This window comes from Treponema sp. J25, assembly GCF_004343725.1.
In the GTDB taxonomy this organism is placed as follows: domain Bacteria; phylum Spirochaetota; class Spirochaetia; order Treponematales; family Breznakiellaceae; genus J25.
Window position 1 is genome coordinate 139,397 of the sequence record NZ_PTQW01000012.1, and the last position, 15,452, is coordinate 154,848.

Genomic DNA, 15,452 nt, shown 5'->3' on the forward strand with positions numbered 1-15,452 from the left:
CATGGGCTTGTTTATTCCCTTTCTGGCGGGGCCCTTCCCCTTCGATTTTCAAGATATCCTGTCCCTGAGGCTTCATGGCGTCGCATTGCCTGGGCCGATCGGGAACAAGGGTATATAGACATTATTCCCTATGCCTATGGGAAGGGCGCGGGCTATGTGCAGGGCTCCCGGTGCAGACTTAAGGACATTCTCTGGGTCGATGGGCGGGGAAAGGTTCGCGAGGCCGATGAGATTACCCTTCGTCCCGGCGAGATTGAAATGTCCCGAACCGCCGGTGGGAAACTCCGGTATGCCCTGTTATTTGAAACCGGCTGCGTATGGATTTCCGTAGAAGTGCCGAAGCTCCAGAGAAAAAGCAGCCCCAACGGACACAGTGGAGGGGCGGGACTCATGCTTCCTGTAGTATCAGAGCCCTGGCATTCCATGGGAACCCATGAGGGGTGGTTCCTCTATGGCCGGGAGGCCACTACATCACCCAATATTGTCCTAAGCGGGGCCAGCGAAGGAATCGTCCCGAGTCCAGAAGCAATCGCTATCGTAGGAAACGCTCCCTTCACCATAGATCACGTAAGAATATGTGATATACGGCGCCCCTTCGCACCAGAAGGGTATGGAATATATCGCATTATTCTCCTACTTCCCCTGGGAGAGAGGGAACAGGAAGAACTAAAAGGGCCTTTTCAGTATTACATTGCCTGGGGCGCTACCCTGGAGGAAGCGACAACTCGAGCATTGTATACAGCCAAAGAAAACCGTAAGGAGCAGCACCGCCAGCGCATAGAAACCCTTTTTAAGGGGTTCTCCTGGGACATGGGGGATCCCCTGGTAAACAAAGCCATCGGGTGGGCCGCCTTTTCTGGATGGAGCCTGGTTACCCGGGTCCAGGGGAAAGGCATCTGGGCGGGGCTCCCCTGGTTTCGGGATAACTGGGGGCGGGACACCTTTATCGCCCTCCCGGGGATATTGCTCGTAAGCGGTCAATTTCACGAGGCCCGAGAAATTATCACCACCTTCGCGGGGTGGCAGGATACCAATCCTGGGAGTCCAACCTATGGTCGCATTCCTAACCGCTGGCGCAGTCCTGAGGATGTCATCTACAACACCGTCGATGGGACCCTCTGGTTTATTCGGGAAGTGTGGGAATACGGCCAATACACGGGAGACCTGGCGTTTCTTCATTCTATGGCAGAGGTCGTATTCCAGGCCCTTGATGCGGACATGGACCGTTGCGATACCTTTCATTTCTTGCTCCACGACCATGCGGACACCTGGATGGATGCCCGCATCCGGGGAAAGGAGCCCTGGTCAGAGCGGGGGAGCCGGGCGGTAGAAGTACAGGCCCTCTGGTACACGGCCCTCTGCTGTGGGGCTGCCCTCGCACACCTGGCGGGGGACTTTCAGCGGGAATCCCGGTATCAAGAATTTGCTCGAACCCTAAAAGAAAATTTCCGGCGATACTTCTGGTACCCCGAGTATGGCCGTCTGGCAGATCGTCTTTTACCCCAGGATAGCAACGAAGAACCCAGTGAAACAGCGGCAGACCTTCGCTGCCGTCCCAATGGGCTCATCGCCCTCCTGGCCACGGCCATTCTTCCCCAGGAAGATCAACTTTTACCTGAAGAAATCATGCAACAGGTCCTGGTTGATGCGGTACAGAATCTTCTGTATCCCTATGGAATAGCAAGCCTTTCCCAGGAGGATCCCCTCTTTCATCCCCATCATGAGTGGCCTGGCCAGTACCACAAGGATGCGGCATATCACAATGGCACCATCTGGCAGTGGAACGCCGGCGCCGTAATATACGCCCTTCTTCGTTTTGGAAAGGGTGATATAGCCTGGCAACTCACGAAGGAACTGGCCCGCCAGATCATGCAGGAGGGGGCGGCGGGGACCCTGGGAGAAAATCTCCATGCCCACCCTTCGGCGGATGGGAGGATTATCCACTCGGGCACTTACTCTCAGGCATGGAGTGTCTCCGAATATACCCGGACCATCTTTCAGGATTGGCTTGGTATACGCCCCCGCTTATTGGAAAACAAACTTATCGTCGCGCCCCAGCTCCCCCCAGGTCATAATCGGGTAGTCGGCAGCCAGCAGGCAGGTCCCTGGCACATTTCCGTGGGTCTTTCAAAAGGGCAAAACTGTCTTCACTATACCTTAAAGGTGGAGGAGAAAGGGAACCCTTCCGCGGGGGCCGTATTTGATGCTCCCCAAAGGGTGACCCAGGGAGATCCCTTTTCTTCTCAGTCTCCGGGGCCACCTCTCCTAGAGATCCAGGTCCTTCACGAAGGGATAGAGCGGATCTGGCAGTTCCATGTTGAGCAAGGTAAGTCCTACGAGGTAACGCTCAACCTGGATACCATGGAATTCTCGTATCTTTCTGGAGAGAAGAAACGGCCGACCTGCATCCGGCCGGTGCTGAAGCATCGATTTTTCTCAGATCTTCCGGACCTATCCTTCTGTGTCCCCCGCCTCCCCCCCTGGAATCTTCCGTTCCGCTGCAGGAATGCCCTAGAAAAGGCGATACTCGGTAACACCTACAATGGGGGACCCATAGCAATCCTAAAGGAATGGTACGATTCTGCCGATTTTGCCCGCCAGTTCCACACCGACGAAAGGCTCGGAGCTCGTTACCGTCCGGAGGCTACCGAATTCAAGCTCTGGTCCCCCGTAGCCCAGGAAGTACAGCTCTGTCTGTATGAACAGGGTACGGGGGGAAGTCCCTTTGCAATAGTTCCCATGCACATTAGCCCACGGGGCGTATGGTCCTGTCAGGTGGCAGGGGACCTTCACGGGACCTATTACACTTATCGCCTTCGCATTTTCTCCCTTTTCCGGGAAACCATCGACCCCTATGCAATTACATCGGGAGTAAACGGCCAGCGGGGCATGGTGGTCGACCTTTCCCGCCTTGAACCCGAAGGGTGGAATAGTTTTACCACACCCACCCTGGCAAAAGCAAACAACGCGATTATCTGGGAAGCCCATATCCGGGACCTTACCTGCCATCCTACCTGGCAGGGCCCTGAGGAACTGCGGGGCACCTTTCTCGGCGCAGCCACAAAGGGCACTAGCTACCAGGATGCGTCGGGGACAGGTATCCCGACGGGACTGGATTACCTCAAGGCTCTGGGGATTACCCATGTGCAGCTTTTACCCATCTTTGACTTTGTTTCGGTGGACGAAACTCGGGTCCGGGAACCGGAGTATCGCAACCGGAAAGAGGGAGGAGCTTTTAATTGGGGGTACGACCCGGGGAACTACGGTGTTCCAGAAGGATCCTATGCCACCAATCCCTTCGATGGAGCCTGCCGCATACGGGAGTTGCGACAGCTCGTTCTTGCCCTGGGACAGGCGGGCATGGGCGTTATCATGGACGTGGTGTATAACCATGTACCGGATTTTCGTCGTTCTGCCCTGGAAGCCTGCGTACCAGGCTATTACTTCAGGGGGCGGCGAGATTCAGGCGCCGGGGATGACACGGCCAGCGAACGGTACATGTTCCGCAAGTACATGAAGGATACCCTTATTCATTGGATTACCACCTACAAACTGTGCGGGTTTCGCTTCGATCTTATGGGACTCCATGATGTCCACACCATGCGGGAAATTGAAAAGGCCCTGCGTCACCGTAAGCCGGACATCCTTCTTTACGGTGAAGGCTGGGACATGTGCGGCCTTTCCCGGCCGGTCATGGCTTCTCAGCGCAATATCCATCTTCTTAAAGGTATCGGGATGTTCAATGATGCCTTTCGGGACGGTGTAAAGGGTTCTGTGTTTCACGCTTCAGAAGGGGGCTGGATCCATGGAGAATCGGGATGGGAAGAGGCGGTAAAGTTCGGCCTTGTGGGTGCCGTTCGCCATCCCCAGGTACACAATAAAAAGGTGATAGGAACGGCCCGGCCTGGACCCTGGTCAGAATATACCTGGAAAAGCATAAACTACCTTGAAGTCCACGACAACCTTACCCTCTTTGACAAACTCCAGCTGGTTGAGCCTGGCCAATCGATGGACTATTACGAAGGGATGCAGCGATTTGCGATGACGTTGCTCTTCTGTTCCCAGGGAATAGTGCTCATGCATGGGGGTATGGAGTTCTGCCGAACCAAGGAAGTTCCGGCCCAGTGGATTCAAGAAGGGGGGATTGATAAATGTGTGGCCCTTACCGAACAGAACGGCGGGGAAGATTTCGCCCCTGCAGGAGGAGGGCTCCCCCAAAACTTATCGGTTCGTCTTTTCTGCCATGATTCCTACAAAGCGGGGGACCTGTTGAATAGTTTGAACTGGGAACGGGCGCTCCAGCACCGGGAAACCGTGGCGTATGTGCGGGGCCTCATAGCCCTGCGAAAAAAGCATCCGCTCCTTCGCCTGGAAAGGGGCAAAGAAGTGCGGCGGGCCTTGCGGTTTATGTCCAGTCCTCCAGGGACTCTGGTGTGGCACCTTGATGGTCAGAGGATACGAAAAAAGGAAGCCCCCTTGCTCATAGTCGCCAACCACAACCGTACGGCAGTCCCGGTTATCCTTCCCGGGGGACAGTGGGAAATCCTTGCCGAAAGCAGCGAGGCCTTTATCAATTGGGTAGCCCTGGGGGAGGATTCTATCGCTGGTGTATATGTGCAGGAACCATACCGCAAGGCCCATGCCCCCCAAAGGGTGGAGCCCCTTGCTGTGGGGGACCCCCCACAGGTAAAAGCATCTCCCCTTGTATCGGCGACCCTTTTGGCGGCACCCCGGAGTTGTCTCATTCTCCGAAGGTGAAAAGAATAGAAGCAGATGACACATAGATAAAAAATCCATTTTTTACGCCATTATATTTATTACTTATCCATATTTTACGCCATAATATGTATAATTAATCCATATTTTACGCTATAATATGTATAAATACTCCACATTTTACGCCAAATTATAGACATTTCTCGTCAGACACCCTATACTAGGAGGCATGAAGAACAGGAAAATCGCCCCCCTTATTCTGAGAACAGGGGAGAAAAAAACTGGCCGCATTCTTGTTCTAACCGGGGCCCGTCAAACCGGAAAAACCACCCTGGCCCGGGCCCTATTTCCTCAGTATCAATTTTTAAGCATAGAAGATCCGGTGCTCCGGGAAACCTATGGACAGCTTACCGCCGCCCAATGGAAAACCGCCTATCCCCTGGCAATTCTTGATGAAGTTCAAAAGGCTCCCCGGCTTATCGAAAGTATCAAAGCTGCCTACGATCAATGGGAAGACGTACGGTATGTGCTTACCGGCTCAAGTCAGATTTTGCTGATGGAAAAGGTGCGGGAAAGTCTGGCGGGCCGTTGTACCATCATCGAACTGTACCCCCTTACCCTGCCGGAACTGCGGACTGAATCATGGGAAGACCCGGTAGAGGACTCTCCCTGTCAGAAACTCCTTCAGAGACCGGCCGCCATAAAGGAAATGATTTCCCAGTTGCTCCCTGATTTTCGGCTCGACCCCCTATACCACACAAAAAGACAGGCCTGGGACTTTTATTGCCATTTTGGGGCCTATCCTGCCCTCACCGAAAAGAGTCTGGACGACCAGGATCGGCGGGATTGGCTGAGCAATTATGTACGGACCTATCTGGAACGGGACGTTCGGGATTTAGCAAGTTTTCGGGATCTAGAACCCTTTATACGGGTCCAGCGGTACCTCGCCCAGGCTACGGCTCAGCTTATAAACTACGCGGAGATAAGTCGCCATACGGGGATATCCCTCAAGACGGTGCAGCGGTATGTTCAGTACCTTTCATATAGTTATCAAGCAATTGTGCTGCCCCCTTATTTCAGGAATCCGCAGAAACGCCTTGCAAAGGCTCCAAAGATCCATTTCCTGGATCAGGGGGTTCTCCAGGGGATCCTGGGGAAATGGGGGAACCCTTCGGGGAACGAATTCGAAAGTCTCGTGATTGCGGAGATATATAAACAGATCCGCACCAAAGAAAGCCCCTGGGTTTTGTATCACCTGCGCACCCTGGATGGGCGGGAAGTAGACCTGGTGCTCGAAGGATCAGAAGGGTTTCTGGCCTTTGAAATAAAAATGACCGATCGGGTCAGCCCTGTCGATGCACGACACTTGCGGGACCTTTCCCAATTTCTGGACAAACCCTTGATCCATAGCTTTGTGCTTTCCCAGGATCCGGTTACTCGAGAACTCTCGCCCGGGATTACCGCTCTGCACTGTGCGTATTTTTTGGGGTAGCTCCTTAAGAATAGAAAGGCCTACTCCCCCCGCACCCCATAACACTCAAGTCTCTTTCCTACGAGGGAGACCCGGTTTCTGTGTGGGGGGACCTCTTTGCCGTTCAATACTACCCCACGGCACGCCAGAGAAGAGGGGATCTGGAAAGTGTAGTGCACCGGCCCGTAGGCATCACGGAGGGTTTGTACTTCTAGGCGCAGCAGACCTCCGGCACAGGTATAGTGAATTTCAAGCTCACTGTAGACTCCCTTTCGATACTCCAGGGTTTCCCCGTCGTCGGCCCGATAGCGATATACCCCCGTATCCCCTTCTTGCACAAGGATCAGAAAGTCCACCATTCGCAGATCTTTCTGATTGGTTGTTCTCTGCCCCGGCAAAAGGGGAAGCACCCCCGGACAACGAATATAGAGGGGTGTCTCCATTCTTCCGGGCTGCACTTCCAATTCCTGCCCCCCTGCTATAACCTGGCCCCGGTTCCAGTCAAACCAGTGCCCCTTCGGAAGCCGTACTATCCGCCCCTTTTCTGTTAGGCTGGTAAGAGGTGCATGCATAAGAGAAGGCCCAATCAAAAATTGATCGTCGCAGGAGAAGGTCCACGTTTCTTCAGGATACTGGTACCACAGGGGGCGCATCACCGGCGAACCGATCTCTTCTTGTTCAATCCAGAGCTGATAGAGATAGGGAATCAGTTTATAACGGGAGCGAATGTATTCGGCTACCACTTTTTCGGTAGCAGGCCCACGGGTCCAAGGTTCCTGGTCCTGGGCGCTGTGTACGTTATGGTTCCGCAAAAAAGGAAACAGGAAGCCCGCCTTATACCAGGTTTCCATCAGGGCGGCGCTGGCGTTTCCCGCGAAACCCGGTACATCGGGCCCCTGGAAGGGCATCCCTGAAACGGAAAGATTGAGGCTAAAGGGGATGCTCGCTTTAAGGTGGGTTTCGTTGGACACATTATCGCCGGTCCACATGCCACTATAGCGGGCCATACCCAAGAAGGCGGAACGACTTATGAGGAAGGGGCGTTTTTCTGGATAGGCGGCTTCCAGGCCCTGGCGAGTAGCGATGGCCATACCCAGGGCATAGAGGTTGTGAAAGGCTTCTTGCTTAAGTTTACCCTGTTTAAAGCGCATGTCTTCCAGGGGGGCGGAACCAGTAGCGGGATCATTCATATCGATCCAGTAGCCACTAAATCCATAGGTCTTTGTAAAGTCCGTTACTTTTTGGGCCCACCAGGAGCGGGTTTTTTCTAAAGAAAAATCGGGAAACACCGTATACCCGGGCCACACAAAACCCGTATACGAGATACCTTCTTTCGTTTCACAGAGCAGACGGCGCTCCACTGCCTCCTTATAGGGGCCGTAGGCTTCGTCCCGGCGGAGTCCTGGATCCAGGATTGGTACTACCTGGTATCCTCGCTCTTTAAGAGCCCGGATGTGCTCAGCGCCCCGGGGAAAATGGGTCTTTTCCACGGTAAACACCCGAAAACCATCCATATAATCGATATCAAGCCAGAGTCCATCGTTGGGAATTCCCCGCTTTTCATACTCGGCGGCAATCCGCTCGAGGTCCTCTGCGGATCGGTATCCCCAACGACACTGATGATGCCCCAGCGCCCACAGGGGAGGAAGAGAGAAGGTCCCCTGCAATTGCTGGATTCCCTGGACTAAGCGGTCCGGCCGCCTATCCATGAGGATCCACACATCGGGCTCCCCATTGTGGGCCCCCAGATAGAGATAGCGAGTGAACGGCCGGGCACCAAAGATGCCTTCGGTGGCTCCGATATTCATGAAGCCCGGCCAGGGAGCATCCATCACAAGGGCATACCAGACGCCACTGTCCGGATCGTGGCCAATGAGAACGGGAAAACTCGCATACAGGGGGTCCGCTTTTGATTGTTCTATTTCTTCCCAGCTGAACTCCGCAAAGAGGTCGGTATTCCAGAAAAGGGTCCGCTTTCCCGAAACTTCAAATCCCAGGTTTTTCCCGCCCAGCCCAAAATAACGGTGCCTTTCGTTATATGCAAAACGGAGCATCCAGCGCTTGCCATTAAGTCCCAGCCCAAGGCCCCGCAAAACAACCTGCTCGCCGGACAAAAGGCTTAGCCCGCCATCGGAGGCAAGAACACAGGAAAGGGCCTCTGTCTCTGCTCCATCCGCGGTTTTTTCAGAGAAGAATAGAGATTGGTCCTTCTCCGATCCGTTTGCCGATTCAGGGGTTTCCTCATTTTGTGCAAAGGGTGTCAGGGCCACGAGTTTTTCCGTTTCCGCTTTCCAGCGATCGGAGCTTCCGCGGTACCGGTACAAAGCGGGTCCCAGCTTTTTTAGTTTTACATAAACCTCTGGATATCGGGGGCTCCGGACGATGGTTCTCACCGCCTCTCCCCCGGAGGGGACCTGGAGTTCCTGAGGGGTACTGGTGCTAAACACATAATTTTCAGGGGTATCTATTTTTCTATAGTGCATGGTATCTTACTCCGCTCTTTGAATTATAAAAAATCATATACAACCATACCAAAAAAGCCAGGCCTTTCCCAGTAAAAACTACTGGCCCGACCTGGCTTTAACAGATTTTTAACTATACTACCGGTGGGGGGGCCGGTAGGCGCCACCATGTTTCAGTCAAGGAGGCGTTACCCTGGCGGGCAATATACCGATTACCCTTCATTTTCCCTATAACTTGAGCATCACCGCCGTAAGGGGCTGGACCGTTACTTCCTGATCCTGGATGTCGAGGCCCGTGGGCTGGCGAACCCCCTCAGGTCGGGCCTCGTCGGCATCCACCAGAATCCTGGCCGAGGTAAGATTCATGCCGGTTTTAAAGGTGACCGGTTCATCAAAGTTAGCATTCACGAGCATGATCAGCGTGGTACCCTTATAACTTACCTGGTACCCCAGGGCAAGCTGACTTTCATGGGGTATTTGTTTCATGGCCTTCTCGATAAGGGCCGCATCGCCGATACGGAGGGCCTCTTCCTGACGGCGGATATGGATAAGGCCCTTCACCCATTCTGCCATGGCAAGATACTCTTTAGGGGCATTCCAGATGAACTGGTTGATATCGTCGGATGCATCGTAGCTATTATGAACGAAGGGACCGATTACTTCGGTGGTGGAATTCTTCTTCGGTTTACTGCGGCCCCGTTCACAGCCCCCGTGGATAAACGCGATGGGCTGACCCGTAAGCACCATAAACTGGGCAAGTTTTGCCCGGGCGGCAATTTCGGCCCGTTCCTGGGGATACTGGGGATCCAGACCCACATTAAAAGCGATGTTGTCTGCCAGGGTAAGGTTATCGTGGGCAGAAACATAATTCATCGAATCGCCGGGATCATCGGCCTTGTAATTGAGCATGGGCCGGCCCGCCAAATTTTCGAAGATCATCCTGGTATTCATAGGTCTACCGGTAACGAAGGCCTTGCGCTTATCATCGAGCCCTCCGCCCTTAAGGATATCCCGGAACTCATCGTTAAAGACGGCGACCTCATTGGTTTTGAGCATGTAATTCTGGTCCAGCACCTCAATCTTGGGACCCCGGTACATTTTCCATCCTTCCCCTTCGAACAAAACATCCTCTTTTCCGGGGAGGTTCTCGGCAATCCGGCGTCGCCCATCAAGGATGGTCTTTGCATCGATGAGCCCCATGAGATCGAAGCGGAATCCATCAACCTTATATTCATCTACCCAATAATAAAGGGAATCCTGGATAAGCTTGCTTGCCATGTACCGTTCAGAGGCCACATCGTTGCCACACCCCGACTGGCTAATAAAAGCGCCCCGGGCATCCCGCCGGTAGTAATAGCCGGGCACCAGGTTTTCGAATATGGCGGTAGTGGCGGTATGGTTGTACACCACATCAAGGATTACACCGATACCCGCCTTGTGCAATTCCTTGATGAGGGTCTTTAGCTCTACAATGCGGTTATAGGGGTCCTTCGGGTTAGAAGCGAACCAGCCCTCGGGGGTAAAGTAGTTGTGGGGATCATAGCCCCAGTTGTAATTGTTGTCATTGGCCCGGCCGGTGGCTTCGTATTCGGTTTTCAGTTCATTGGTATAGTAGAAATTCAACACCGGCATAAGCTGGACATGGGTTACCCCCAGTTCCTTTAGATAGGGGATCTTTTCGATAAAGGCCAGATAGGAACCGGGTCGATTCTTTACTCCCGAGTCAGGAGAAATCGTAAAATCCCGGACAGAAATTTCGTAGATAATTGCATCTTCCCGCTTTTCTAGTTTTACATCCGTATAGCCTTCCCAGCCTCCCATAGGCTGGGCCTTCGCAGGATTAATAATGGCCCCCCGACCAATACCGCTTCCCACAAAGGCATCCATGGCCTTCGCATAGGGATCCAGGGCAACCACTTCCTTTTTTCCAAAGGACAGCACATATTCATAGAAAAGCCCATCGGGGTCCCGGGCATTAAAGACCCCAGACCATACACCGGTTCCTTCATTCTTATTCAGTTCGAGGGTGTAATCTGCCTTTTCCGCCAGGCTTTGCTTAAAGAGCCGGACCTGTACCCGGCTTGCAAAGGGAGACCAAAGACGGAATTCTACGGATTTATGGGTTGCATCATAGAGGGCCCCTAACTGATAGTCCCGGGGAGGGACGATGGCATCGGCGAGTGAGGCCACCAGGGCCGTGGTATCCACCGGGACGGGAGCAAAAAAGTCCGGATGAGCTACCTGGATCGGCCTATCCAGCGGCACTGGCTGAGCAAGCAGGAGCTTTACCTTTTTCGCATAGTTGTTTTGTTTGTTTTCCGGATCCGCCGCATTGACCGCATCCAGCACTGCTACCGTACCACTACCATCGGCAAAGGAAACCGTAAAGCCGCTATCTCCCTTTTCGGTGGCAAGACCATAGCGTCCTGAAAGGTCCAGGACTATTTCAGTTTGAGAAACGAGTCGGGCCATTTCGATACTGGGCACATAGGGGCCATAGGGATAGGTTTTCTGGTCCCCCTGGAATACCACCCATTCATTAGAGGCAGTGGCATCCAGAATTCGGTCCTGTTCTCCATCCTTCTCCCAACCTGAGTCCTTTCGGGGGATGATGCCAAAGAGACCATCGCTTCCAATGGTTTTGACCCCATAAGTAGACCCGTCTTTCTTAAATCGAATGTAGCCAACCCCTTCTACCACCTGAAGATCCCTGGTCTTATCCCACACCGCAGCCCCATCGCCACCGGGGACGGCCCACAGCCAGAAACCCCAGGGCTCGTAATTCCTGTCATTGCGAAGGTAGTATACCACCACTTCATCGGGCCCTGGCTTAAGGGCCTCGTGGGCGGGAATAATGAGATTCATCTTTGGATGCCCCATGTTCTCGATGGTACCGGGGGCAACGGTCTGGTAGGTCGGTATCGAAGGCCCGGCGATCGTCCCGCCAGACCCCTCCGATTCCCCGGTGCTGGTGCAGCCAAAGAAGACTGCCAGGAATACGCTTCCTGCAAGCACAAGCATGTTCCGTTTTTGCATCATCCGTATCCTCCTATTTCGCAGTTCCTTCTACCTGCGAATAAACTTGTTCAAACTCCTGGGCATTCAAGAACCCCTGGGCGGCGCCCCTGGTGCCAATCTTCCAGCTAGCAAAGACCATGGCGCGCTTAAGGGCTTCTTGCGCCGGGAACCCTTTAACATAAAAATTGAGAAATGAAGCAAACAAAGCATCCCCTGCCCCGATAGTAGAAACTACGGGGCGCGTTTTTATGGCGGGAAAATGAATGCTCTGGCTATTCTGTTCAAGGAGCATAGCCCCTCCCTCTCCCTGGCCGATAACAATGATTCGAGGACTGTAGAGTTGCATTAATTCCCACTCCAGCCACGGTAGATTGAATTCCCCAAAAGGGGTACCGAACCGGCTCATACTCTATAGGGAAAGCATCGATTTGTAAGGTGGTCTCTATGTTTACAAGACCTGACACAAGAATCTTCATTGACCCGTTTATTATAAACCGGTTTAGCACTTTTTGTAAATAAAAATCTTCTTCTTTCGCCCCTGCTTATTTTACATACCCCACATCCCGCAGATGCTCCGCCGTAAGGTAAGTCCACTGGCCTTCAAGGATTCCCAACCTTTCCAGAGAAAGACTCCCAATTTGTACCCGCTCAAGCTCTGTACAGCGATTTCCTACTGCCGCCAGCATGCGCTTTACCTGGTGATATTTCCCTTCGTCTACCACCAGTTCAATCTGGAAGTCCCCGCAAATGGTACACCCCAGGGCCCGGCACAACTCTGCCTCTCCCCTCAACAGGACTCCTTGCAATAGATCCCGGACCATCCTGTCGGTACAGGGTGCCTCGGTGGTAACCCGGTATGTTTTAGGTATGTGTTTTTTGGGGCTCGTTAGATAGTGAATAAAGGCTCCATCATCGCTAAAGAGCAGGAGTCCCCGGCTGTCCCAATCAAGACGCCCTACTGGCTGTACACCCCGACGCATAAAATGGGGAGGCAACAACTCAAAAACCGAGTCATGGTGGGTCGGGGCCCGGGAACACTCATAGCCCGCCGGTTTATTAAGGGCCACGTAAAGCCTTTGGACATAGGGCCAGGACACACCATCCACCGTAAGAATAGCCCCCTCAGAAAGGCTCACAGCCCCTTCGGGATCGGTAATCACCGCTCCATCTACCGCACAGCGACCATGGCGAATCATCTGAATACACTCTTTCCGACTGCCAAACCCCTGGGAATGCAGAATTTTATAGAAGGGCTCACCCATACAAAGAATGTACTCAAGGACCATACAAAAGAACAAGAGGAACGTTCCCAGGAATCGGACATTACAAAACCTGCGGGGATTCCCTTTCCCCTCTATTTTTGGCCAATTTGCAAGAGAAAACCCCTCCATTCCCCTGGTTTATTCCCCTATCCAAAGGGCTTATTTTATTTTGATTGACAGAATTCTCTTTTATGCATAGGCTATGGGGCATGTACAACAACAAAATACTGTGACCCCGTCGTCACAGTGTTCAAAAGAAAAAAGTCAGGGGAAGTGCAGTGCCCCCGATGGCTACATGATTCTAGATGCGGGCGAGGTGTAGCGAATGGCTAAAGAAAAACATAAGCTAGCCTACATCACCGGAGGTTCAAGTGGTATCGGCCTTGCCATTGCCCGGCGACTCGTACAGCAGGGCATAGGGGTATACCTCTTTGGCCGAGACCCCCACAAGTTAGAAAGCGCCGTTACCCAATTACGTAAAGAGTGGGAGGGAACTTTTGCCTCCGGTGCCAAGAATGATACCGGCTTACCCCAGAATAGTTCCGCCAGCAAAGAGATGCCCCCACCTATTTACCAACACCCGCTGGATGTTTCCGACCCACAACAGGTATATGCATGCATCCCCTCCTGTTTAGCCGAATCAGGGACTCCAGACATCCTTATTAATTGCGCCGGCATAGCGCGGCCAGGTTATTTTGAGGAATTGGCCCCGGAAATTTTTGAACGCACCATCAAAACCAATCTTTTGGGAACCATCCACATGACCCGGGCGGTTTTTCCGTCGATGGCACAACAGGGCAGCGGCCGAATCATCAATGTATCATCTCTGGCGGGCCTGGTGGGCGTTTTTGGATACACCGCCTATGGGGCAAGCAAATTCGGGGTCATCGGCTTCTCGGAAACCCTTCGGGCCGAAGCCCGTCGCTATGGTATCACCGTTCAGGTGCTCTGCCCCCCTGACACGGATACGCCCCAACTGGCCGAGGAAAATCAATACAAACCTCCAGAAACCCGCCGGATTGCCGGAAATGCCCGATTGCTTTCTCCCGACCAGGTAGCCCGGCGGGTAATCGCAAAGCTTTCAAGTTCATCATTCTATATTTTTGCGGATACCGAAAGTGCCCTCATTTATCATCTCCACCGACTCTTTCCACGACTGGTAGAGCGGATCATGGACTGGCAAATCAAAGATGTCCAAAAGACAAAGCAGGCTATTCCATCAAAAGAGAAATAAAGGAAGGAACATCATGGGAACACGAGAAGATCTATTTAGCAAGTGTTACGCCTTTACCGCCGCCGAAGAGGCCCGAAAAGAAGGGTGGTATCCCTACTTCCGTCCTATCGAAGCGAACCGGGGAAACAAGGTAATCATCGAAGGCCGAGAGATGATTATGGCGGGGTCCAACAACTACCTCGGCCTTGCCTTTGACGAACGGGTCCGAGAAGCCGCTATTAAGGCGGTGGAAAAGTACGGCACCAGTTGTTCCGGTTCCCGCTTCATGAACGGAACCCTGGCACTTCACGAAGAACTCGAGTGGCGCCTTGCCCGCTTTGTGGGTAAAGAGGCAGCCCTTACCTTTACCACGGGCTATCAGACCAATTTAGGGAGCATCTCCGCCCTCATCGGTCGGAGTGACCATGTGGTAACCGACAAATTCGACCACGCTTCCATCATGGATGGCATCTTTTTAAGCACCGGCCTTAACAAACACGTGAATTTGCATCGATTCAAGCATAATGATATCGACGATTTACAGAAGGTTTTAGAAAAAATCCCCCCAGGGGAACCCATCCTCATCGTACTCGATGGGGTCTTCAGCATGGAGGGGGATATCGCCCGGCTCCCCGAAATCCGTAAAATCGCCGACCAGTTCGGGGCCCGCATCTATCTTGATGAGGCCCACGCCATCGGGGTTATTGGCCCTACCGGCCGGGGGACAGTAGAACACTACGGGAATGTGGCGCAGGCGGACCTTATCATGTGTACCTTTTCCAAATCTTTTGGTTCAATTGGGGGTTTTGTGGCGGGCGATGCGGCGGTCATAGATTATATCCGCCACTTTGCCCGGCCCCTTATCTTTAGCGCCAGCATGCCCCCCGCGAACATTGCCGCCGCAGCCAAGGCTCTGGAAATCATCGAAGCCGAACCAGAGCGGATACAGCGGCTCCAGGCCATTGCTCAAAAGATGCTTCGGGGCTTTAAAGAGCTTGGTTTTGACATTGGCACCGCCGAAACCCCCATCGTTCCTCTGCATATTAAGGATAACCAGAAAACCTTCCTCTTCTGGAAAGCCCTGTACGAAGCGGGGATTTACGTAAATCCCGTTATAGCCCCAGCGGTTCCTCCCAATGGGGCCCTTATCAGAACCTCCTACATGGCTATTCATACCGACGAAGAACTGGATACAATCCTTGAAGTATCTGGCCAGGTAGGGAAACGGTTAGGGATTATTCCGTAAAAGGTGCCCAGAAAAGGGGCGTCTTCCCCGACGGGCCTTTTGCAAGAGTTCTTACTCTGCAGAC

8 protein-coding genes are annotated in these 15,452 nt (G+C 53.2%); 4 read left to right on the forward strand and 4 right to left on the reverse strand.

Going from position 1 to position 15,452, the window contains the following annotated elements; all coding sequences use genetic code 11:
• Positions 1–156: 156 nt before the first annotated feature.
• A complete protein-coding gene (gene pulA / locus C5O22_RS04170; protein ID WP_132779938.1) occupies positions 157–4,758 on the forward strand; it encodes a type I pullulanase in 4,602 nt (1,533 codons plus the stop codon).
• Positions 4,759–4,945: 187 nt separating this feature from the next.
• A complete protein-coding gene (locus tag C5O22_RS04175; RefSeq protein WP_132779939.1) occupies positions 4,946–6,208 on the forward strand; it encodes an ATP-binding protein in 1,263 nt (420 codons plus the stop codon).
• Between the two features lie 20 nt (positions 6,209–6,228).
• On the opposite strand, the gene C5O22_RS04180 is transcribed toward C5O22_RS04175, so the two are convergent.
• From C5O22_RS04180 to C5O22_RS04195, 4 genes are all read right to left on the reverse strand, one after another.
• Positions 6,229–8,670 carry a glycoside hydrolase family 31 protein gene (locus C5O22_RS04180; RefSeq protein ID WP_132779940.1) on the reverse strand — a complete coding sequence of 814 codons (2,442 nt, stop codon included), beginning with the start codon at positions 8,668–8,670 and terminating at the stop codon, positions 6,229–6,231.
• 207 nt (positions 8,671–8,877) lie between these two features.
• The gene (locus tag C5O22_RS04185; protein ID WP_132779941.1) at positions 8,878–11,688 is read right to left on the reverse strand and encodes an alpha-amylase family glycosyl hydrolase; all 2,811 of its coding nucleotides are present in this window, start codon (positions 11,686–11,688) and stop codon (positions 8,878–8,880) included.
• 10 nt (positions 11,689–11,698) lie between these two features.
• The gene (locus C5O22_RS04190) at positions 11,699–12,013 is read right to left on the reverse strand and encodes a carbohydrate kinase family protein (protein ID WP_165910395.1); all 315 of its coding nucleotides are present in this window, start codon (positions 12,011–12,013) and stop codon (positions 11,699–11,701) included.
• A 196-nt stretch (positions 12,014–12,209) separates the two neighbouring features.
• Positions 12,210–12,929, reverse strand: coding sequence for a pseudouridine synthase (locus tag C5O22_RS04195; protein ID WP_132779943.1), 720 nt, complete (start codon positions 12,927–12,929; stop codon positions 12,210–12,212).
• Between the two features lie 325 nt (positions 12,930–13,254).
• Between C5O22_RS04195 and C5O22_RS04200 the strand changes: the two genes are divergently transcribed.
• A complete protein-coding gene (locus C5O22_RS04200; protein WP_132779944.1) occupies positions 13,255–14,163 on the forward strand; it encodes an SDR family oxidoreductase in 909 nt (302 codons plus the stop codon).
• A gap of 13 nt (positions 14,164–14,176) precedes the next feature.
• A complete protein-coding gene (locus C5O22_RS04205; RefSeq protein ID WP_132779945.1) occupies positions 14,177–15,388 on the forward strand; it encodes an aminotransferase class I/II-fold pyridoxal phosphate-dependent enzyme in 1,212 nt (403 codons plus the stop codon).
• The last annotated feature ends 64 nt before the right edge of the window (positions 15,389–15,452 follow it).